General features: G+C 54.3%; 23 protein-coding genes and 1 pseudogene. 23 read left to right on the top strand and 1 reads right to left on the bottom strand.

Annotated features, from left to right (window positions below; genetic code table 11):
- Positions 1–8: 8 nt before the first annotated feature.
- The 14 genes and pseudogenes from N6G83_RS26120 to N6G83_RS26060 all read left to right on the top strand — a co-directional run bounded on the left by N6G83_RS26120 (position 9) and on the right by N6G83_RS26060 (position 13,467).
- Complete coding sequence (locus N6G83_RS26120) at positions 9–440, top strand: HK97-gp10 family putative phage morphogenesis protein (RefSeq protein WP_260524054.1); 432 nt, start codon at positions 9–11, stop codon at positions 438–440.
- On the top strand, positions 437–784 hold the full coding sequence (locus tag N6G83_RS26115) for a DUF3168 domain-containing protein (protein ID WP_211134567.1): 348 nt from the start codon (positions 437–439) through the stop codon (positions 782–784). The genes N6G83_RS26120 and N6G83_RS26115 overlap by 4 nt, the downstream gene beginning before the upstream one ends.
- Positions 785–842: 58 nt before the next feature.
- Positions 843–1,280 (top strand): annotated as a pseudogene (locus N6G83_RS54830) (phage tail protein); the annotation flags it as partial.
- 21 nt (positions 1,281–1,301) lie between these two features.
- Positions 1,302–1,544, top strand: a complete 243-nt coding sequence (locus N6G83_RS54825; protein WP_312847379.1) for an Ig domain-containing protein — start codon at positions 1,302–1,304, stop codon at positions 1,542–1,544.
- Between the two features lie 15 nt (positions 1,545–1,559).
- The gene (locus tag N6G83_RS26105; protein WP_211134569.1) at positions 1,560–1,979 is read left to right on the top strand and encodes a phage tail assembly chaperone; all 420 of its coding nucleotides are present in this window, start codon (positions 1,560–1,562) and stop codon (positions 1,977–1,979) included.
- Positions 1,979–2,260, top strand: a complete 282-nt coding sequence (locus N6G83_RS26100; protein WP_211134570.1) for a DUF4035 domain-containing protein — start codon at positions 1,979–1,981, stop codon at positions 2,258–2,260. The genes N6G83_RS26105 and N6G83_RS26100 overlap by 1 nt, the downstream gene beginning before the upstream one ends.
- Positions 2,261–2,294: 34 nt before the next feature.
- Positions 2,295–5,711 (top strand): tape measure protein, encoded by a 3,417-nt coding sequence (locus N6G83_RS26095; protein ID WP_211134571.1) that lies wholly within the window; start codon positions 2,295–2,297, stop codon positions 5,709–5,711.
- Positions 5,712–5,715: 4 nt separating this feature from the next.
- Positions 5,716–6,069, top strand: a complete 354-nt coding sequence (locus N6G83_RS26090; RefSeq protein WP_211134572.1) for a phage tail protein — start codon at positions 5,716–5,718, stop codon at positions 6,067–6,069.
- Positions 6,070–6,078: 9 nt separating this feature from the next.
- Positions 6,079–6,831: a phage minor tail protein L gene (locus tag N6G83_RS26085; RefSeq protein WP_260524052.1), complete on the top strand. Its 753-nt coding sequence runs from the start codon at positions 6,079–6,081 to the stop codon at positions 6,829–6,831.
- A gap of 2 nt (positions 6,832–6,833) precedes the next feature.
- Positions 6,834–7,538: a C40 family peptidase gene (locus N6G83_RS26080; RefSeq protein ID WP_211136776.1), complete on the top strand. Its 705-nt coding sequence runs from the start codon at positions 6,834–6,836 to the stop codon at positions 7,536–7,538.
- Between the two features lie 44 nt (positions 7,539–7,582).
- Complete coding sequence (locus N6G83_RS26075) at positions 7,583–7,807, top strand: YebO family protein (protein WP_211136775.1); 225 nt, start codon at positions 7,583–7,585, stop codon at positions 7,805–7,807.
- Positions 7,808–7,845: 38 nt separating this feature from the next.
- The gene (locus N6G83_RS26070; protein ID WP_260524053.1) at positions 7,846–8,457 is read left to right on the top strand and encodes a tail assembly protein; all 612 of its coding nucleotides are present in this window, start codon (positions 7,846–7,848) and stop codon (positions 8,455–8,457) included.
- 60 nt (positions 8,458–8,517) lie between these two features.
- On the top strand, positions 8,518–11,922 hold the full coding sequence (locus tag N6G83_RS26065; RefSeq protein WP_260524051.1) for a DUF1983 domain-containing protein: 3,405 nt from the start codon (positions 8,518–8,520) through the stop codon (positions 11,920–11,922).
- A 66-nt stretch (positions 11,923–11,988) separates the two neighbouring features.
- Positions 11,989–13,467: a prophage tail fiber N-terminal domain-containing protein gene (locus N6G83_RS26060; RefSeq protein WP_260524050.1), complete on the top strand. Its 1,479-nt coding sequence runs from the start codon at positions 11,989–11,991 to the stop codon at positions 13,465–13,467.
- 285 nt (positions 13,468–13,752) lie between these two features.
- On the opposite strand, the gene N6G83_RS26055 is transcribed toward N6G83_RS26060, so the two are convergent.
- Positions 13,753–14,703, bottom strand: a complete 951-nt coding sequence (locus N6G83_RS26055) for a formate/nitrite transporter family protein (protein ID WP_211135925.1) — start codon at positions 14,701–14,703, stop codon at positions 13,753–13,755.
- Between the two features lie 236 nt (positions 14,704–14,939).
- Here N6G83_RS26055 and ccmA point away from each other — a divergent pair, with 236 nt between their 5' ends.
- From ccmA to ccmI, 9 genes are all read left to right on the top strand, one after another.
- The gene (ccmA, locus tag N6G83_RS26050) at positions 14,940–15,572 is read left to right on the top strand and encodes a cytochrome c biogenesis heme-transporting ATPase CcmA (protein WP_211135926.1); all 633 of its coding nucleotides are present in this window, start codon (positions 14,940–14,942) and stop codon (positions 15,570–15,572) included.
- The gene (gene ccmB, locus N6G83_RS26045) at positions 15,572–16,231 is read left to right on the top strand and encodes a heme exporter protein CcmB (protein ID WP_021806074.1); all 660 of its coding nucleotides are present in this window, start codon (positions 15,572–15,574) and stop codon (positions 16,229–16,231) included. Before ccmA ends, ccmB begins: the two co-directional genes overlap by 1 nt.
- A 116-nt stretch (positions 16,232–16,347) precedes the next feature.
- Entirely contained in the window at positions 16,348–17,085 is a 738-nt protein-coding gene (locus N6G83_RS26040; RefSeq protein WP_024485095.1) for a heme ABC transporter permease, read from the top strand.
- Positions 17,082–17,333 carry a heme exporter protein CcmD gene (gene ccmD, locus N6G83_RS26035; RefSeq protein ID WP_074030647.1) on the top strand — a complete coding sequence of 84 codons (252 nt, stop codon included), beginning with the start codon at positions 17,082–17,084 and terminating at the stop codon, positions 17,331–17,333. The genes N6G83_RS26040 and ccmD overlap by 4 nt, the downstream gene beginning before the upstream one ends.
- The gene (gene ccmE / locus N6G83_RS26030) at positions 17,330–17,824 is read left to right on the top strand and encodes a cytochrome c maturation protein CcmE (protein WP_024529171.1); all 495 of its coding nucleotides are present in this window, start codon (positions 17,330–17,332) and stop codon (positions 17,822–17,824) included. Before ccmD ends, ccmE begins: the two co-directional genes overlap by 4 nt.
- Positions 17,821–19,791 carry a heme lyase CcmF/NrfE family subunit gene (locus N6G83_RS26025; protein ID WP_074030649.1) on the top strand — a complete coding sequence of 657 codons (1,971 nt, stop codon included), beginning with the start codon at positions 17,821–17,823 and terminating at the stop codon, positions 19,789–19,791. The genes ccmE and N6G83_RS26025 overlap by 4 nt, the downstream gene beginning before the upstream one ends.
- Entirely contained in the window at positions 19,788–20,339 is a 552-nt protein-coding gene (locus N6G83_RS26020) for a DsbE family thiol:disulfide interchange protein (RefSeq protein WP_024529169.1), read from the top strand. The genes N6G83_RS26025 and N6G83_RS26020 overlap by 4 nt, the downstream gene beginning before the upstream one ends.
- The gene (locus N6G83_RS26015) at positions 20,336–20,803 is read left to right on the top strand and encodes a cytochrome c-type biogenesis protein CcmH (RefSeq protein WP_074030651.1); all 468 of its coding nucleotides are present in this window, start codon (positions 20,336–20,338) and stop codon (positions 20,801–20,803) included. The genes N6G83_RS26020 and N6G83_RS26015 overlap by 4 nt, the downstream gene beginning before the upstream one ends.
- A complete protein-coding gene (gene ccmI / locus N6G83_RS26010; RefSeq protein ID WP_024529167.1) occupies positions 20,803–22,017 on the top strand; it encodes a c-type cytochrome biogenesis protein CcmI in 1,215 nt (404 codons plus the stop codon). The genes N6G83_RS26015 and ccmI overlap by 1 nt, the downstream gene beginning before the upstream one ends.
- Positions 22,018–22,044 lie beyond the last annotated feature (27 nt).

Below are 22,044 nucleotides of genomic sequence, written 5' to 3'. Positions count from 1 at the left end.
GCGGCAATCTGGATTTTTCCGGCCTGCTCGACATTTCGAAGGATTTGGAACTGTTAAGCAAGGCCGAGAACCGCAACGTGTTACGTCAAGCGACGCGGGCAGGGGCAAACGTGCTCCGTGATGAAGTCAAAGCCCGAGCGCCGAAGAAAACCGGCAAGCTGGCGCGCAATGTCGTCGCTGTGAATATGCGGGCCAAGGATGGCGGGGCGGTCGCCGGGGTGCATATCCGGGGCCGTAACCCTCGAACGGGCAACAGCGATAATTCGATGAAGGCCAGCAACCCGAAAAATGCTTTCTACTGGCGTTTCATCGAGCTTGGTACATCGAAACTGGCACCGATACCGTTTATTAGGCCCTCTTACGATGCCAAAGAGTCGGAGGCTGCGGAGGCGGTATTTGCGAAGGCCAACGAGGCCATTGACCAGGTGTTATCCAAATGACCGAAGCTGACCTTAACCCGTTGTTAAAACCGCTGGTGGGCGGCCAGGCTTACCCGTATGTCGTAAAACTCACGCCCGAGGGAGTGCCAGCAGTAAAGCCGCCGTGGATCGTCTACACCGTTCCCAATGAAAATCGGGGTGATGTGTTCTGCGGTACCGCTGAAACGGCCTATATGGTGCAGATCGACGTGTACGCGAGCAGCATTGACGAGGCTAAGGCCATACGCGCCCATGCCGAGGAGGCGGTAACCGGGTTGTCCCCGGCAGAAATCCACCTTTTCAGTGGCCACGAACCCGACACTGGCCTTTTCCGCGCCTCGCTTGAATTCCGAGTGTGGCAATAACCCTAACCACTTCATATAGCCGCTTACGAGCGGTTTTTTTACGCCTGGAGATACCCAAATGGCTAGTAAGCATGAAAAAACACAAGGCACAGTGATCAGCGTTTCTGCTGGTGAAGTCAGCGAGGCTAACCCAGTAGGTGTTACCTGGCTTGCCGCATCGTGTAGCACCAAGGAACTCAGTTACACGGGCGGCCAAAAGTCTGATATCGAAACTACAACATTCTGTTCGGATGAGCAGGAGATGGTAAACGGCCTGAAAGCCCCATCTGAAATGACCATTGGTAAAAACTGGAGCGGTTACGATGCTGCCCAGGATTCCCTGATGGATGCTTATGACGATGACACCCGCCGTGCCATTCGCATCGTATTCCCTTCTGGCAACGGCTTTTCATACTTGGCCGAGGTGCGTCAAAACAGCTGGAGCGCGGCGACATCCGGCATCGTATCCGCTTCTTATACCCTGCGCATTATCGGCAAGCCCGTACGGATCTACGCTGTCAACATCCCTGTAACCGGTGTGACGCTGGATAAAGCCACGGCCACCGTTGCTGTTGCTGCCAGTCTCACCTTGACCCCAACGATCGCCCCGGCATCAGCCACTAACCGCGGCGTAACGTGGACATCCTCAGCCCCCGGAATCGTCATGGTGACAAATAAGGGTGTTATCACCGGCCTTACCCCTGGTACCTCAACAATCACCGTTAAAACCACGGACGGCGCTAAAACCGCTACGTGTGTTGTGACAGTCACAGCAGCCTAACAGGAGCATTAACCCATGGCAGCAAAGAAATTAAACCTTAAGGAGCTGGCTTCGGCACCGATGGCAGGTTTTCGCACCAAGCTGGTTGAGGTCGCCGAGTGGAATGGGGCGAAGGTGATCCTGCGAGAACCCTCGCCAGCGGGCTGGGGCCAGTGGCGCGAGATTATGGAGCCTGCAGAGCCCAAAGAGGGCGCAAAGGCGGTCGAGCTTTCAATTACAGAGCAGACGCAACGTAACATCCGCGCTGACGCTGTGATGTTTATTGATGTTCTGCTCGATGAAGATCAAAAGCCGGTATTTACCCGCAAAGAGCTGGACGATGTGGTGGGTTTTTACGGGCCGGTGCATTCCCGTCTGCTTAAGCAGGCGCTTGCCCTGCAAACATCGCCGGAAGACGCTGAAAAAAAGTCAGAGAGCCAGAAACCTTCTTCTTGATGCAACTGGCTTTACGCCTGGGCAAAACCCTGGGCGAGCTTCAGCAGTCTATCAGCGTCAGTGAATTGCGCATGTGGATGGCCTTTAACCGGATAAGCCCGATTAGTGATGACCGTGGTGATTATCACGCTGCGCAAATCGCCGCTGCCGTCTTCAATGCCCAACGAACAAAAGATCCATTGTCCATCGGGGATATGTTGATCCGCTGGAACGCGGAGGAAGACGCGGAAGAAGAGGATACCGCTGGGCTTGAGGCATTTCTGGAAAATCTGGCTAGTTAACACCCGCTGCGGCGGGTTTTTTTATGGGTGAAATATGGCATCTCTGCGTGAGCTAATCATTAAAATTTCGGCAAACTCCAGCTCCTTCCAGACTGAGATCGCCCGTGCCTCACGCATGGGGGCCGATTATCACAGAACAATGACACAGGGTAACCGCCAGGCAGAGAATGCCACTCGTCAGAGTCAGCGAGCTCTTGCTGATCTGAATGGGCAATTGGCGACCGTGCGCAGCAGCGCATTGGCGATGGCCGGTGCGTTTGCCGGGGCATTTGCTACCGGCAACCTGATCGCCATGGCTGACAAGTGGAACTCGCTCAACGCGCGGGTAAAGCTGGCCACCACTTCAGCGGAAGATTTCAGCGCCGCGCAAGCCGGATTAATGCGGATCAGCCAATACACCGGATCAACGTTCGAGTCTAACGCCAGTTTGTTCTCGAAAGCATCAAGTTCGCTGCGTGAATACGGGTACACAACCAAGGATATTTTATCTCTTACTGAGGCGCTGTCTACCGGTCTGCAAGTGTCAGGGTCGTCTGCTGAGGAGACATCCACAGTGATCACCCAATTATCACAAGCGCTAGCCCGTGGTGTTCTGCGTGGGCAGGATTTTAACTCTGTTGCGCAGTCTGGCGGGCGGATAATGAAAATGCTGTCTGACGGCTTAGGGGTAGCTCAAAAGGATCTTAAGGGGCTAGCTGATGCAGGGAAGTTGCCAACCCCGGTGATCGTCCCTGCTCTAATTAGTCAGCTTGGGCAGGTTAGGAAAGAATTCGACACCATGCCAAACAGCGTCAGCGCAGCATCAACACGCATCAATAACGCATTTATGGAGTGGATTGGCGGGCAGAACCAGGCGGCGGGTATCACAACATCACTTGCCGGTGTTATGGATGGGCTTGCAGGTAATATCGATAATGTGGCCACTGGTCTGGGTGTGCTTGTCGGGATCGGCGCGGTGCGTTACTTCGGTAATCTGGCCTTGGGTGTGCAAACAGCCACAGGACGGATGCTGGCGGCATATCGCACAGAGGTAGCTGTTGCGGCCGCCCAAGTTGAAGGTACAAAAGCAGCTACTGCCGCAGCTCGAGCCACGCTTTACCGTGCTCAGCAGGCAAGGGCTGCGGCGGTGGGGATCGAGGCGCAAATCATTGCAGAAAGGCAGCTTGCTGTTGCACAGGGCCAGTTAGCAGCTAGCATCACGGCCCGCATGACGGCTCAAAGTGGTCTCAACGCCGTAACATCGCTGGGAACAAGGCTGGGTAGCGGGCTATTAAGTGCCGTCGGTGGGATCCCTGGGATTGTGCTTGGTGTCGGGGCAGCCTGGTACTATGTGCATGAAAAGAATGAGCAAGCCAGAAAAACCGCACTGGCCTATGGCAACACCGTCGAGCAAGTCAGAAAGCAAATGTCCGGCATGTCGATCGCTGGTTTGGAATCCACTGCTGTAGATGCCGGAAAATCTATCGCTGTGCAGCGTTCTGAAATCGCCAAGACGGAAGAAGAAGTTCGCAAGCTGAAAGATAGCTTGTCTGCTTTGACGAAAATGGAGGCCGACGCTAAAGAAAGTCCCTGGATGAGTCGTATCAATACGCTGATGTCGCTTGAAGACATCCAGCAGGCGATGATCGAGACGCAGGGGCAGCTAAGCCAGAAAAACTTTGCACTTGAGCGGCAAACGGAAACATTACGTAATACAGAAGCCCTTCGTACTCAGGCGATTAATGAATCGATAAATAAGACCGCAGCACTGGCGGGGGCTGTTGGTGGCCTTGCGGAAATGTATGCGCAGCTTAACAGGGTAACGGGCCTATCTACCTCTGTGGCAGCTCCAAAATTCGCAGGCTTGGCACTTCCGAAGCTTGACGAAAAGCAGCAAGCAGCAATGATAAAAGTCCAGCGAGAAAAGGCACTTGCAGGGCTAAAAGGGATAGCAAAGGCCGAGCAACAGGCTATTTATGAGGCCGATGATCTAAAGCTCCCCCCTGGTCATTATGAGGCTTATGTTGCGGGTAAAGTTGCTGCTGAGAGAACAACTGAGAGCCTCACAGCAGCGACAAAGGCCCAGCAAAAAGCGGAGCAAGATGCAGCCTCCGCTAGCAAAAAATCCGCTGGGGTGGCAGGGGATTACCAGCAGAAGATAGCCAACTTGAATAAGGAAATTCAGGTTGAAGGCGTCCGACTGAAAGAGGGCGATGCGGCGGCGGCTTTATTCTCCGCGTCTCTGGAAGCAGGTACAAAGTGGACTAACGAACAGCGGGCAGGGCTGGAGCGTTTGAACAAGACGCTAGCAGAGGCAAAGCAGCGGTGGGAAGACCACAACGCGGCTATAGCCTCCGATCCCTACCGAGCAGCTGCGGATACCCAGAAAAAGGCTAACGAGCAGTTACAGCGCCAAATTGCTGACGGCGAAATCAAAAGCGCCGAGGAACTTTCCCGCCGTAAGCAGGATATCAACACGACCTACCTGCAAGCTGTGGCCGAGGCAAATCAGCGTTACGCTGTTTCCGGTACCGCCGAGCTGGCCGGTAATATCGATCCTATCCAGAACCTCGAAAACCAGCTTGCCAAACGGCATGCACTGATCGAGAGCTATGCCACGGCGGGTGTAGTGTCGCAAAGCCGCGCCAATCAGCTCATTGTGGCGGCGGATCGTGAGGCGATGCAAGAGCGTTACCAGGCATCAATGCAACTATACGCTGCGCAAGGCGATATGCAGAAGATGGCCGTCGATATGTTCCAGGCCACCACAGAACGTGCAAGCAATATGCTTACCGGTCTGCTGACAGGTACCCAAACGTTCAAGGAGGGAGTAACTAACCTCTTCGCTTCCCTAACTCAATCCATCGTTCAAAACCTTATCGATATGGCCGCTCAGGCGGTAGTCACAAGTTCCATCATGCAGACGATCACCGGTGTAGTCGGTGGGCTCGCTGGTGGTATCGGCGGGGCGGCCTCAGGAGCGGCCTCAGGAGCTGCCAGCGCAGCAGGATCTGCAAGCACTGGTGCAATGGGGATGAGTACCAATTTTAGGGCGTATGAACTCGGCGGTTACACCGGTGCGGGTGGCAAATACGAAGAGGCTGGCATTGTGCACCGTGGCGAATTCGTGATGACCAAAGAAGCCACTGAGCGGATCGGCGTAGAGAATCTTTACGGCATGATGCGAGGTTACGCCGATGGTGGGTTAGTTTCGCCAGTTGCCGCTGGTGGATCATTGGGGATTCGCCCGACGACCGCCAGCCAGCCGAACAGGGGGAGTGCTGGTGGCAGTGCACCGACAGTAAACATTACAGTCTACAGCGATGGGCAAACGACTACATCCGCACCGCCAGGCATGGAACAGTTCGGTAGTGAGGTTGGAAAATACGTTGATCAACGCATCAAGGTGTACATGGAAAAAGCTACAGGCCAGGGAGGGATGTTAAACACCGCAAATAGGGGAAGAAGGTGATTTAATGGCACTGGAAACTTTTAGTTATGCCGCAAGGATAAGCCCAACCGGCGATCACTCCTTTCGTGTGCGTGAAGTGCAATTTGGCGACGGCTATAAACAGCAGGTTGGCGATGGGCTGAATACAGAGCTCCAAAGCTGGTCATTAACATTTGTCGGTAACTGGAAGCGCACTTTCGAGATCAGGAGTTTTTTCAAGCGCCATGCCGGGTATAAAGCGTTTAAGTGGACAACGCCAAATTTTGAGCCCGGGCTTTTCACTTGCAAAACGTATCAGGTAACCGCACTGGGCAAGAATGACCGCGGCGATCAGATGTATCAGCTTGCGGCCACGTTCGAGACCGCCTTCAGACCGTAGGAAAAACCAATGTCTATCAATGCTGATCACCAGGTTCTGGAGCCTGGGAGTAAAATTCGCCTGTTCGAAGTTGACGGTAGTCAGTTCAGCGGGCCTGAGTTGTACTTTCACAGCCACCCGATCCCGTTCACTCCGGCAGAGCTGGAAAAGGCCGGTGATGATCCGGTTAAGCTACCGGCAAAATCTATCTGGTTCGGCGGGCGGGAATACAAGCCGTGGCCGGTGGAAATTGAGGGGTTAGAGGTTACAAGCGACGGTACAGCGCCGAGTCCCACGCTGTCGGTCGGTAATATCGATGGTACCGTGGGTTCAATGTGTCTCGCATACCAAAACCTAGCAATGTTTAAGGTCACGATCCGCGACACCTACGCCCATTACCTCGATGCCCGAAACTTTCCGGAGGGCAACCCGCAGGCCGACGCGACACAGCAAAAGGTTGATGTGTGGTATATCGATCGCAAGATCAGCGGCAGCAATACAGGCATCCAGTTTGCTCTATCTTCACCTGCTGACTTGCAAGGCATCATGATCCCCACCCGGCAGATCCATAGCCTTTGTACTTGGTGCATTCGTGGGCAGTATCGCGGTGCGTCTTGCGGCTATACCGGTGCTAAATATTTTGATTCTGACGGAAAGCCAGTAAGTGATCCTTCCAAAGATGTTTGCTCTGGCCTGTTGTCCACCGGCTGCGAACCGCGTTGGGGTAAGGGCAATCCGCTGCCGTTCGGCGGTTTTCCCGGCTCCGCATTGCTGAAGAGGTAGCCATGAGAAAGCACATTATCAGCGCCATAATGGCGCATGCCGAAGAAAGTCACCCGGCAGAGTGTTGCGGGCTGGTGGTGCAAAATGGCCGCCGCCAGCAGTACCTGCGTTGCAGGAATACAGCTCCGGAGCCTACCGAGCAATTCAGCATGCACCCGGAGGACTTCGCAGCTGCGGAGGATGCTGGGGAGATCGTCGCTATCGTTCACAGTCACCCAGACGCCACCACGCAGCCGAGCCAGCTCGATCTTGCACAATGTGACCTGTCCCAACTGCCCTGGGTGATTGCCAGTTGGCCGGAAGGCGATATCAGAACCATCATGCCAGCTGAAGGCATCAAGCCATTGCTTGGCCGCCCGTTCGTGCATGGCATCTGGGATTGTTACGCTATCGTGCGGGACTGGTACCGGCTGGAGTGCGGTATCGATCTCCCTAACTTTGAGCGGTCGGATGGCTGGTGGGAGCGCGGCGAAAACCTCTACATGCAGCACTATGCCGAAGCCGGTTTTATACCGGCTACCGGTGATCTGCTGGTGGGGGACGTAATTATTATGCAGGTGCGTGCCGACGAGCCGAACCACGCAGGGGTCTATCTTGGCGATGGGGTGATGCTCCACCACATGTACGGACAACTGAGTAAACATGTTCCCTATGATGGGTATTGGCAGAACAGAGCTGTAATGATTTTGAGGTACCGTTTAAAATAAATCGCTGATAGGATGATCACTTCACTTATCGAGAGGGGTTAACAATGTCTGATGGTTTTTTCCTTTGGTATCTAATTTCTTTAGTTATCTCTATTGCTATCTGGTACTTCCTAAATAGAGCAAGCGTTAGAGCTAATAAACAAATAGAATTATTGCAGTCAATCGATAGTAAATTATCGAAGATACTAGACCCAAGCATTGATGCAACTAAGAAAGATAATTCCGCTGAGGGATATCTTGAAGAGGCTCGAAAGAAAGCCGGATTGTGAATAAGACCCTCTTCGGAGGGTTTTTTATTGGGGTGAATATGAATATTTCCGCAGATGAATATAGAGTTATTAGGCTCTATGGTGTTCTTGGCTCAACATTTGGCCGAGTTCACGAACTGGTTGTATCCACGCCGCAAGAGGCAATCAAGGCGCTATCCATAACCATTCCAGGCTTTGAACGATTCTTACAGACAGCAAAGGAGAGAGGATTAACATTCTCTATTTTTGTTGGGAAAAACAATATCGGAAAAGACGAACTCGAATTTTCAGGTAGTGAAGATATCAGGATCGCCCCGGTTATTATAGGCAGTAAGAAGGCGGGTGTGTTCCAGACGATCCTTGGCGCGGTATTGGTCGTCGTTGGTGCTATTGGCATGTCCCCGTGGGGGCAGGCTTTTGGCGGTGGAGCCTGGGGGTCTTATGCCTTGCAGGCTGGTGCTGCAATGATGCTTGGCGGTGTTGCCCAAATGCTTTCCCCGATGCAGGGAGGGGCAGCAAGGCGCGAAAGCCCAGATAACAAACCGAGCTATGCCTTTGGCGGGCCGGTGAACACCATTGCCCAGGGCAATCCGGTACCTATTCTCTACGGCAAGCGCCGGATCGGTGGTGCAATCATCTCAGCGGGGATCTTCGCCGAAGACCAGCAGTAAGCAACCTACATTCCTCAATGGCCAGCCTAGAGCTGGTTTTTTTACGCCTGGAGAAAATCAATGTCTGTGATAGAAGGCCGCAAGGGTGGAGGCGGTGATGCTCATACGCCTGTCGAATCGCCCGACTCCCTGCAATCTACCTCTTATGCAAAAATCCTCTTGGCGCTGGCCGAGGGTGAATTGGCCGGTGGCTTGGATGGTAAAAATATCTTTCTTGATGGTACCCCGATCATCGGCCCAGATGGCTCTGAAAACTTTCCCGGCGTGAAGTGGGAGTTTCGTTCCGGCACCCCCGACCAGGACTACATTCCCGGCATGCCGGATGTTGAGAACGAAATAACCGTTGGTACCGAACTAACCAGCCTAAACCCGTGGGTTCGTTCGCTGACCAACACCCAACTCTCAGCTATTCGCCTTCGCTTCTCATGGCAGCAGTTGCAAGAGCAGTGGGATAACGGTGACGTGGTGGGCTACCGCATCGAGTATGCGCTCGACGTTGCTACTGATGGCGGTGCTTACCGTGAAGTGCTGAAAACGGCTGTTGATGGCAAAACCACGACAAAATACGAGCGCAGCCACCGCATTAATCTACCGAAGGCTACTACCGGTTGGCAGGTGCGGGTGCGCAGGATCACGCCGAACAGCACCAGTAACCGCATCGCTGATAAAATGGTTATTGAGTCGCTTACAGAGCTGATCGACGTGAAACTCCGGTACCCGGAAACGGCTCTGTTGTTCGTCCAGTTCGACGCTAAACAGTTCCAGAATATCCCACAGGTTTCCTGTGAGCCGAAAGGTAGCGTGATCCGCATCCCCACGACATACGACCCGATCAAGCGCACCTACACCGGCACTTGGAACGGCAGCTTTAAATGGGCATGGACGAATAACCCTGCATGGGTGTTTTACGATCTGCTTATCAACGACCGCTACAGCATCGGCAGCCGCGTTAAGGCTGAGAACCTGGCGCTGACGAAGTGGGACTTATACGCCATAGCGCAGTATTGCGATCAGCTGGTACCCGATGGGCGCGGCGGCAGCGGCACAGAACCCCGTTTTCTCTGTGATGCCTACATTCAATCGCAGGAAGAAGCCTGGACGGTGCTCCGCGACTTCGCGAACATCTTCCGTGGCATGACGTACTGGGCCAACAACAGCATGAATGCGCTGGCTGATATGCCCCGCGATGTCGATTACATCTATACCCGCGCTAACGTCAAAGACGGGCTATTTACGGACAGCAGCGCCAGTGAGAAGACACACTATAGTGTGGCAATGGTGAGCTGGAGCGACCCGGCAAACAGCTATCAAGACTCTGTAGAACCAGTCTTTGATAACGCGCTTATCCGCCGTTACCAGGTCAAACAGGCTGATCTGACTGCTATCGGGTGTACCCGTCAGACCGAGGCCATTCGCCGCGGCAAGTGGCTACTGTTGACCAACGACAAAGACCGGGTGATCTCCTTTACTGTGGGCATGGATGGCAACATACCATTGCCGGGGTGGATCATCGGCGTGGCAGATGAGGCGATGGCAGGGCGGCCACTTGGCGGCCGTATCAGTGCAGTGTCTGGCCGTAACATCACGCTCGATCGCGTATCTTCGGCAAAAGTTGGTGAGCGTCTTATCGTTAACCTTCCCAGTGGCAAATCACAGGCCCGGACAATCAGCGCTGTCAGCGGCAAAGTAGTGACCGTTTCGACCAACTACAGCGAAGCGCCAGCGGCAGAATGTGCCTGGGCAGTAGATGCCTCTGACCTGGCTATCCAGCAATTCCGTGTTACGGGCATCACTGAAAACGAAGACGGTGTTTCGTTCGATATCACTGCCATCGAGCACGACCCGGACAAGTACGCCCGTATCGATACAGGCGCACGTATCGAAGACCGCCCGATCAGCGTTATTCCGCCAGGCGTCCAGGCTCCCCCGGCAAACGTCCGGATCCGTGAGAACTCCGCGACTATCCAAGGGCTGGCGGTGGCTACGCTCTACGTGACGTGGGACAGAGCCGAGAGCGCTATTGCTTACGAAACGGAATGGCGCAGGGATAACGGCAACTGGATCCCCGGTCCGCGTGTTTCAACGCTGGGTTTCGAAGTGCAGGGTATTTACGCTGGCCGGTACCAGGCGCGTGTCCGGGCAATAAACCCGGCAGAGATTTCGAGCGTGTGGGCTAACGCACCGGAAATGGTGCTGAAGGGCAAGATCGGAGAGCCGCCCGCGCTTGCAAGCTTTACCACGGTTGGTCAGGTGTTTGGCATAGTGCTGAATTGGGCGTTTCCACCTGGTGCGGAGGACACACAGAGGACGGAAATCTGGTATAGCCGCCAATCGAACGGTAGCGGCAAAATGCACCTGGGCGATTACGCCTACCCACAGCGCAGCCACACAATGACCGGGCTGGCCGCTGGCGTTCAGTTCTGGTTCCAGGCTCGTCTTGTTGACCGCCTGGGCAATGCCGGGCCATGGACAGCGTGGACGCAAGGCACATCAAGCAGCGACGCTAGCGACGTGCTGGACTATCTGACAGGCAAGATAACCGAAACACAGCTCGGCAAGGACTTACTTGGGCCGATCGAGGACGCAGGCAAGCTGCAGGACATGTGGTCTGTCAAAGTCGGTAAAACGCAAGACGGCAAGCTATACACGGCAGGGATTGGTGTTGGCGTGGAAAACACCCCCGAAGGCATGCAGAGTCAAGTGCTGGTAGTAGCTGACCGTTTCGCAATTTTGAATACGGCCAGCGGTACCGGCTCAGCGGTATCGAGCCCGTTCGCGGTCGAAGGTGGTCAGGTATTCATGAACTCGGCATTCATAAAAAATGGTTCGATTACCAACGCGAAAATCGGAAATTATATTACTTCCGATAATTATGATTGGGCAACTGGTGCGACTGGATGGGCCATTAATAAGAATGGAGATTGCATATTTAACAACCTCACAGCTCGCGGTCATATAGAGGCGAGGAGCGGTTACTTTGCCGGAGAACTTCGGGCGTATAATGGATATTTTGGTGGGGAAATACGAGGCGCGAATGGATACTTTACCGGTACTGTTTACGCTGAAAAAATCCTAGGGGATGTCGTTTCAGCTGGGCTATGGCCGCAAATTACTATGGCTGGAGTGAATGATAATACGACTAGATTCTTTAGTGGTGGGTTACCATATGACAGTATAGTAATGATTCCATTTCTTTCTTTAACTACATACTTCACGTCAGCAAATGCTGCTGGCGAGTTTGTAGTGTATGCAAATGGAGTTGAACATACGAGAATGGCATTCTCTTTAAATCAAATTTCCAGCACAAGGAATTCATTTAACGCCCCGCTGGTGTTTGATGTCCCAGCTAACTCTAATCTGACGGTTACGTTCTCTATTCAGAGTGTAGATAAGGGGTATCCTATTAATAGTTCAGGGCCAATAGCCGTGATGGCATTCCGGAAAGGTCAAAACCGTTTCTCTTAGTAGTTATGGAAAACTAACAATCACTATCACCCGCCAAGAGCGGGTTTTTTATTGGAGAGTAAAAATATGGCAGTAATCAGCGGTGTATTAAAAGGCCCAATGGGTGACGCGCGTGTGGGTGTAGTAATCGAGTTACGCGCTGTCCGAACGTCTGCAACTGTGGTTATCCAGGCACGTTCTCAATCTGTTACTGACGCCACAGGCCGCTATACGCTGAGCGTTGAGCCTGGGCAGTATGATGTAATGATTACTGCCGCAGGTCGCCAGCCTGAGCGCGTGGGTGGTATTCATGTAATGCTCAACTCGGCCACAGGAACGTTAAACGACTTCCTCACTATTCCGGGTGAAAGCGACCTTAACCCGGAAATCGTAGCCACTGTAGACCGTATGCGGGCAGATACAGCTGCATCAGCAGCGGCGGCAAAAGTTAGCGAAAACAACGCAGCGGCCACGCTAGCTAACGCGGTGAAAAAAGGAGAGTTTGGTATTGGTGGTGTTACTCCTGCAATACCTCTCGTCGATACTCTCAGCGCAGTTAAATCGCAGATGAGCGGGAAGTATGTAGCGTGGGCAGGAAGTGAAGGTATGCCGCGTACTGATACTGCATACATGCTCGATTGGACGCTGGCATCAACATCAAGCGGCGTTGTTCAGGGGGTTGTTTTTGCCACGGCGCTTATCACCGCACCTAGTTCGTTCGACCAGGTATATCGTAATGTTTGTAGAAATGGGGTATTCCAGGGCTGGAAAGTAATGTGGGATGAAAACTCATTATCAAACGCTATGAGAGTTGGAGATTATGGGCTTGGAAGCTTAGTGCCTGTAGTTATTACTGATATGAATGTTGCAGGCGTAAATGAGTTTATCAGATGCACAAATAATACGCCGGGTGCTCCTACCACTGATCCGTGGTCAGGATTGCAAGGGGGGTATGATACTAATTCACGATATCAGCTTGCATTCCGAGCTGATTCAAATGTCGTCAATTTACGCGCACGCTGCAGTTCGTGGTCTGGTGGGTTCGGTAGCTGGGCGTCAATGTGGCACACAGCAAACACCACTGTAGACGCCAACGGCTTTATCAAGAAAGCCTCCCCTATCGTTAAGCTGTTCGGCACCGGCGATAGCGAGCTGAACGACGAAAGCCAAGGCGTTACCACTGAGCGAGTTTCAGAAGGCGTCTATCGTATCTCTGGCACTCTCGGCTTTAATGCAGATGCAGAGTGGGGCGGGGTGGATGGCGGTATCGAAATCCCGACAGACCGCAACAAGCTTCCTCTGGTCTGGGTTGATTACGAAGTTGATGAAACCGGTGACCTGCTGATCAAGACCTTCCACCGCGTGAACTCTACCGCGCCGAAGTTCGCCCAGAACGTTAAGACCGGATACAAGGAAGGTCAGCCGATCGACATCCCTGCTGGTCGCTGGATTGATCTGCGTGTCGAGATGCCTGGCGGCGATGAGCCAGAGTATGAACCGGTACTGGAGGACGAGGAAGCGCCGGAGGTAACTGAGCCGGAAGGCAGCGAAGAACCCAAAGAGTGATAGCAGCGCCGGGAGAAATCCCGGCTTAAAAATTATGTGTACATTTAAGTGTACTTATTTGAAATTAATTTAATGATTAATTGTTTGTTATAATTGTATTTTATTTCGATTGTTTGCTATATCCATTTAACTAAGGGGACACGGCGGGCGCAGTATACCTATTTTTGCGCTTGGGTTTAAGGGGCTATTGGTCTGATTGCCTGAAATATAATCGGTTTTCTCCCGTTATGCCCCATTTTCCCGATTATTCACCTGTTACTGCGCCGCGAACGGGTTGGAGAAGTTTTATTCGCGGTCTGATTTATCCGTGCGTTCCTTCCTGGGTTGATTCTCCCGTTGTGTCTTCAGTCGTTCGGCCTTGGCCTTGTCACTCATATCGTTGCGGATTTGCGCATGGCTGATCAGGGCGAAGATAAAGCTGCCGCCGATGATATTGCCCGCCAGCGTCGGGATGGCGAACGGGTAGAAGAACTCCTGCCAGGGGAGTGCGCCGCTAAACACCAGGTACAGGATTTCGACGGAACCGACCACAATATGGGTAAGGTCGCAAATCGCCACCAGGTAGGTCATCAGCACGATCACCCAGATCTTGGCGGCCCCGGCGGAAGGGAACATCCACACCATCGTGGCGATGATCCAACCCGCCAGGATGCCGTTGGCAAACATCTCTCGCGGGGTGTTATGCATGATTTCCTGCGACAAGTTGGTGAAGGCCGCACGGGTATTCTCATCAAAAATAGGCATATGGATAAACGCCAGCGCGGCCAGGCCGGTGCCGAGCAGATTCCCCAACAGCACTATCCCCCATAAGCGGAATAGAATAACGAAGTTCTTCGGCGTCGGTTTATGCATGATGGGCAATACCGCAGTGACGGTGTTTTCAGTAAACAACTGCTGGCGAGCCATGATGACGATGATAAAGCCGAAGGTATAGCCGATGTTCTCGATAAAAAACCGGCTTGGGTCATCCGGTAGCCGTGCGTGAAAAATCCCTTTTGCTGCCAGGGAAGCCCCCATCGACAAGCCAGCCGCCAAGGCCGACAGCAATAGCGCCAGCCAGTCACGCTCCAGTTCTTTCTCCCCCTCCATGCGGATTTGTTCATGTACGGCAGCGGCGCGCGAGGGCAGTTTTTGCTCATCGACCTCAATGGTGGATTTGCCCCGATCGTGCTCTTCGCTTTCGACCTTGACGCTGCTTTCATCGCTGTTGGCTTGACGATCTGGTTTTACGCTCAACGGTCATTCTCCTATTGGCTGATAACTAAGCGTAGTTGCTGATGGGGCGAAGGAAAGTGCGCCGGGAAAATGATTAAAAAGTAACGAAATTTTAACGTTGCTGTTTTTTTCTACGCAATTTTGATCTGATGCGCAATATTACCTCTAATGGAGTACATCCAAGCCAGGCTGCGGGCTTCGAGCGCACTGTGGCTTATGCTATGATTCGCTATCCCAAAGAAAAATAAGAGTCCTCCATGCTGGAAGCCAGAAATCTTAGTTGTGTACGAGATGAACGTACTCTGTTTGACAGGTTGAGTTTTTTGGTGAGCCCGGGGGACATTATTCAGGTGGAAGGCCCTAATGGGGCTGGCAAAACCAGCTTGCTGCGCATTTTGGCCGGGTTGGCGCAGCCAGACGCGGGTGAAGTGCTGTGGCAGGGCGAAAATACGCGTCATCGCCGTGAGCAATATCATCTGGATCTGCTGTTTCTGGGGCATCAGCCGGGGATTAAATCCATGCTGACCCCGTTTGAGAATTTGCAGTTTTACCAGGCCGTTAGCCAGGCATCCGATCGTCAGGCCATCTGGCAGGCGCTGGAGCAGGTAGGCTTGGTAGGGTACGAGGATGTACCGGTGGCGCAGCTTTCCGCCGGGCAGCAGCGGCGGGTGGCGCTGGCACGGCTCTGGCTCAGCAAATGCCCACTGTGGATCCTGGATGAACCTTTGACGGCCATAGACAAGCAGGGCGTGTTGGAGCTGACCGCGCTGTTTGAGCAACATGCACAACAGGGCGGTATGGTGTTGCTAACGACGCATCAAGATTTAACCGGAACACGGCAGGCGGTAAGGAAAATTCGCCTGACACAGACCAGCGCGGAGATCGCCTGATGTTCTTTATCATACTGCGGCGGGAACTGAAAATTGCCTTTCGTAAAGGCTCCGAGATCGTCAACCCGCTGTGGTTCTTCCTGATCGTGATCACGCTGTTTCCGTTGGGCGTTGGGCCAGAACCGCAATTGCTGGCGCGAATTGCGCCGGGGATTATCTGGGTAGCGGCGCTGTTAGCCTCGTTGCTTTCGCTGGAGCGATTGTTCCGTGATGACTACTTGGATGGCTCATTGGAACAGCTATTGTTATTGCCAACGCAACTGCCAATGACGGTGTTAGGCAAAGTGTGTGCTCACTGGGTGGTGACTGGGTTGCCGTTGTTGATCCTGTCGCCGCTGGTGGCGCTGCTGCTGTCGCTGGATGTGAATACCTGGATGGCGATGGCGCTGACCCTGCTGCTGGGCACCCCAACGCTGAGCCTGATTGGTGCTATCGGTGTGGCGTTGACGGTGGGGCTACGCAAAGGTGGCGTGCTGCTGAGTTTGCTGGTGCTGCCGCTGTATATTCCGGTACTGATATTTGCCACTGCGGCGATAGATGCCGCCTCGATGGGGATGCCGATTGACGGTTACCTGGCCATCCTGGGCGCGATGTTGGCGGGCAGCATCACGCTGGCGCCTTTTGCCACCGCAGCTGCGTTGCGTGTAAGCGTACACTAGCTGGAAATTTAATCGCGGATGAATGCCTGTAAGAGCTTTTCCGTGCGCAAGACTTTCGCCGTTCTGCCATCAGGGAGCGGCTACCGAATGATTTTTTACCGTGAGCAATGACGACAATGTGGAAATGGTTACATCAATTTGCCAGGCCGGAACGGCTGTACCATGTCTGTGGCCGCTTTGTCCCCTGGTTGGGGATAGCGGGCGCCATCTGTCTGCTGGTCGGCTGGGTATGGGGCTTCGGTTTCGCACCTAAAGATTATCAACAGGGTGACAGCTTCCGTATCATGTACATTCATGTTCCGGCGGCCATCTGGTCGATGGGCATTTATGGCTCGATGGCGATAGCGGCGTTTATCGGCCTGGTCTGGCAGATGAAAATGTCCGATACCGTGGTCGCGGCCATGGCTCCGGTTGGCGCGGTGTTCACCTTTATTGCATTGGTCACCGGATCTGCCTGGGGTAAACCGATGTGGGGCACCTGGTGGGTGTGGGACGCACGCCTGACCTCAGAGCTGGTATTGCTGTTCCTTTATATGGGCATCATTGCGCTGTATAACGCTTTCGACGATCGTCGCCTGGCCGGGCGAGCCGCCGGTATTCTGGTGCTGGTAGGGGTGATCAACATTCCGATCATTCACTTCTCGGTCGAATGGTGGAATACCCTCCACCAGGGCTCAACCAATATGCAGCAGAGCATTGCGCCAAGTATGCGCTACCCACTGCGTTGGGCGATCTTCGGTTACCTATTGTTCTTTATTACGCTGACCTTGATGCGCCTGCGCAACCTGATCCTTTTCCAGGAACGTCAGCGCCCGTGGGTCGCCGAGTTGGTTAACAAGGAGCGTCAGTCATGAATGCTGCATTCAGTTCCTGGCAGGCGTTTTTCGCCATGGGCGGCTACGCGTTTTACGTTTGGTTGGCCGTGGCCGTAACCCTGCTTTCCCTGCTGGGGCTATTGGTCCACACCCTGTGGCAGCGCAAGCAGCTACTGGCTGAAGTCAGCCGCCAAGCGTCACGTGAACGGCGTATCCGCCAGTCACAACAGTCAAAGCAATCCGCAGCCACACCGCAGTCTGTTAACTCGCGGGAGAAATCACAGTGAATCCACGTCGTAAAAGCCGCCTCTATCTGGTCATTGTCGTACTGATTGGCGTCGCGCTCACCGCCACGCTGATGCTGTATGCCTTGCGCTCCAATATCGACCTGTTCTATACCCCAAGCGAGATCCTGCAAGGCAAGGGCGAAAAGCATGAAAAGCCGGAGGTGGGCCAGCGCCTGCGTATCGGTGGCATGGTGATGCCTGGCTCGGTCAAACGCGATCAGCAAAGCCTGCAGGTGAGCTTCAAGGTGTATGACGCCCGCGGGGCCATCGAAGTAACCTACAACGGGATTTTGCCGGATCTGTTCCGTGAGGGGCAGGGCGTAGTGGCACAGGGTGTGTTGGGAGAAGGTAACGTGGTCAATGCGCGCGAAGTATTGGCCAAACATGATGAAAAATATACGCCACCAGAAGTCGCGGATGCCATGAAAGAGAATCATAAAAGCCCGGCCGCTACCTATAGCAATTCGCCGGACGGGGGCAACAAGTCATGATGCCGGAACTTGGAAGTTTTCTGCTGTGCCTGGCGTTGGCGATTTCGTTGCTGCTGAGCATTTATCCGCAATGGGGAGCGGCGCGTCAGGATACGCGCATGATGGCGGTAGCCCGCCCGTTAACCTATGGCATGTTTATCGCCATCGCCCTGGCATTTGCCTGCCTGGTGTATGCGTTTATTACCAATGACTTTACCGTCTCCTATGTAGCCGCCAACTCCAACACCAAGCTACCGGTGTATTACCGCATTGCGGCAACGTGGGGGGCGCATGAAGGTTCCCTGCTGTTGTGGGTGCTACTACTGAGCTGCTGGTCACTGGCGGTTGCCATATGTAGCCGTGCAATGCCGCAGGATGCCGTGGCGCGTGTGTTGTCGGTGATGGGGATGATCACCGCCGGGTTCTTGCTGTTCATCATTATGACCTCCAACCCGTTTACCCGAACCTTGCCGAGTTTCCCGATCGACGGGGGCGACCTTAACCCGCTGTTGCAGGATATCGGGCTGATCTTCCACCCGCCGTTGCTGTATATGGGCTACGTGGGGTTCTCGGTGGCCTTTGCCTTCGCGATTGCCTCACTGATGGCCGGGCGGCTAGATACGGCATGGGCTCGTTGGTCGCGTCCGTGGACTACGGCGGCCTGGGTCTTCCTGACCATGGGCATCGTGTTGGGGTCAGCGTGGGCTTACTATGAGCTGGGCTGGGGCGGTTGGTGGTTCTGGGATCCGGTCGAAAACGCTTCCTTTATGCCATGGCTGGCCGGTACGGCCTTGATGCACTCGCTGGCGGTTACCGAAAAGCGCGGAACCTTCAAAGCCTGGACGGTGCTGCTGGCGATCACGGCCTTCTCCCTGTGTCTGTTGGGCACCTTCCTGGTGCGTTCCGGCGTGCTGGTTTCCGTTCACTCCTTTGCCTCCGATCCGGCGCGCGGGATGTTTATCCTCGCCTATCTGGTGATCGTGATTGGCGGCTCGCTGTTACTGTATGCCGTGAAGGGCGGGCAGGTGCGTAGCCGGGTGCAGCACGAAACCTTCTCGAGGGAAACCTTCCTGCTGGGCAATAACGTCTTGCTGATCGCTGCCATGCTGGTGGTGTTATTGGGGACCTTGTTGCCGTTGGTGCATAAACAGTTGGGGCTGGGCAGTATTTCCATCGGCGAGCCCTTCTTCAACACCATGTTTACCTGGCTGATGGCACCGCTGGCGCTGTTGCTGGGCATCGGGCCGTTGGTGCGCTGGCGTCGTGACGAACCCACCAAGCTCTGGCGTCGCCTGGGCGTGGCGCTGGTGATCACGCTGGTGTTGTCAATTCTGCTGCCTTGGCTGCTGCAAGACAGTATCGTCGGCATGACGGTGGTCGGGCTGATCATGGCCATCTGGGTGATTTTGCTGACCCTGATGGAGCTGCATGAGCGAGCGACCCATCGTCACGGTTTCTGGCAGGGGCTCAGGCACCTTTCCCGTAGCCATTGGGGCATGGTGTTAGGCCATCTTGGCGTGGCGGTCACGGTGATCGGGATCGCTTTCAGCCAAAACTACAGCGTTGAGCGTGATGTCCGCATGAAGGCCGGTGATAGCGTGGAAATTCACGACTATCGCTTCATCTTCCGCGACGTTCACGATATCCGTGGTTCAAACTATACCGGCGGCGTCGGGATTATCGATGTTACTCGTAACGGCAAGGCGGAAGCCACCTTGCATGCGGAAAAACGTTATTACAGCGTGGCGCGCAGCATGATGACGGAAGCCGCCATCGACGGTGGCCTGACGCGCGATCTTTACGCCGCGTTGGGTGAAGAGCTGGACGATGGCTCCTGGGCCGTGCGGCTTTACTACAAACCTTTTGTCCGCTGGATCTGGTTCGGTGGGGTGTTTATGGCGATCGGCGGCGTGTTGTGTATTCTCGATCCGCGCTATCGCATGAGCAAAAAACTCAAACGTGAAGCCAAACAAGGGGAGCAGGCATGAACCGCAAACTGTTATTTATTCCGTTAATCCTGTTCCTGCTGTTGGTGGTGGCCTTGTTGGTACAGCTGACGCGTAACGCCGGCGGGGAAGATCCCACCATGCTGGAGTCTGCGCTGATTGGTAAACCGGTGCCGACCTTCAAGCTTGAATCCTTGGATCATCCGGGTAAAACCTTCGATCAGGCGGTGCTGCGCACTGGCAAACCGATATTGCTGAACGTGTGGGCGACCTGGTGCCCTACTTGCCGGGCGGAGCACGAGTATCTGAATACTCTGGCGGCCAAAGGCATTCGCGTAGTGGGGCTAAACTATAAAGACGATCGTCAGAAGGCGGTGGTGTGGCTCAATCAGTTGGGTAACCCTTATGCGCTGAGCCTGTACGACGGCGACGGCATGCTGGGGCTGGATCTCGGCGTGTATGGCGCACCGGAGACCTTCCTGATAGACGGTGAAGGCATAATCCGCTACCGCCACGCCGGGGACATGAACGAGCGTGTCTGGCAGCAGGAAGTGTTACCGCTGTATCGTAAATATGGGGGCGACGCATGAGGCTGATAACCTTACTGGTGGCGGCATTGCTGAGCTGGAGTGCCGCTGCGGCCATTGACACCTACAAATTCAATTCGGTGGAGCAGGAGCAGCAATACCGCGAGTTAACCGAACAGCTGCGCTGCCCTAAATGCCAGAACAACAGCATTGCCGATTCCAACGCCATCATCGCGGCGGACATGCGCACCAAGGTGTATGAGCTGATGATGCAGGGGCAAGACAAGCAGCAGGTCATCGACTATATGGTGGCGCGCTACGGTAATTTTGTGACCTATGAACCCCCGGTGACGCCAGCAACCTTGATCTTGTGGGTCGGGCCGCTGCTGTTTGTGCTGATTGGCGGGGCGGTGGTGATACTGCGGACCCGTCAACGTCGCACGGGCGCAGTCAACGAGGAATTCTCCGAGCAGGAGCAGCAGCGTCTTGCGGCGTTGTTGAAAGAGACTGACAGGAAGAAACCCTAATGGCTTTTTGGCTGATAATTATAGTGCTGTTGGTCGGTGCGAGCGCGTTGCTGGTCGTGCCCGTGATGCGCCAAGGCAAAGAAAGTACGGCGGCCAGCCGCGATACGCTCAATAAGGCGTTCTACCAGGATCGCCTTGACGAGCTGGCACAAGATGAAGATCAAGGGGTGGTTGCGGAACGCCCTGAACTGGTCAAAGAGCTGCAACAGAACTTGCTGAACGATATCCCTGGACAACCGGATGAGCAGCCTGCTCGGCCCATCAATCGTTGGGCTCTGGTGCCTGGCGTGATGGTGCTGGTGGTGGTGTCGGTTGGCTTTTATCTGAAAACTGGCGGTTTGGCTCAGGTTATGGCCTGGCATCAGGTAGAATCCCAAATGCCGGAACTGCGTGCGCGGGTGGCCAATGAACGTGCCCAGCCGCTGAGCATGGAGGAGATCGCTCGTCTTGGCTTGGGATTACGCACCTCATTGCAGGACGATGACAGAAATCTGAATGACTGGATGATGCTTGGCCGTGTCGGAATGGCGTTGAATAATGCCACCACCGCGACCCAGGCTTTTGCTCGAGCTTACAGCCTGGATCCGAGCAATATGGAAGTGCGCCTGGGTTATGCCGAAGTGCTGACGCGCTCTGGCGATCCGGAAGACAACAAGCAGGCGACCGCGATGCTGCGCACCATGGTGGCAGAAGATCACACCAACGTGCGCGTACTGAGCCTGCTGGCGTTCAACTCCTTTGAACAGGGCGATTACCAACAGGCGATCGGTGCCTGGCAGGTAATGTTGAAACTGTTACCAGCCGATGACCAGCGTGTTGCAGTGATAAAGCGCAGCATTGAACAAGCAAAAGTTCAGGTGGGCGCAGAAACTGTTAAACTCTCCGTCACTGTCACGCTGTCGCCAGAGGCGGCAAAAGCATTACCACAACAAGGAACGCTGATCGTTTCGGTTACCGATGGAACCAACCCGGTGCCGGTAGCGGTCAAGCAATTGCCACTTAGTCGTTTCCCGCTATCATTCACATTGGATGACAGCAACGCCATGATGCCTGAACGCCTGCTTTCGGCTCAGCAGAAGGTGAAGGTGCATGTCAGGCTGTCACAGGATGGTCTGGCAACGCCGCAGGCGGGCGACTGGTTTGGCGATAGTACGCTGCAAGCCTATAGCGGCAAGGAGCAGGTCAGCGTTCAGATTGATAAACAGGTTCCCTGATAAAAAGAATCCAAGGGTTTTCATGGA

The organism is Serratia sp. PL7 (genome assembly GCF_945957435.1).
The sequence above is the reverse complement of the archived record's forward strand: the minus strand, read 5'-3'. Positions and strand labels throughout refer to the sequence as shown.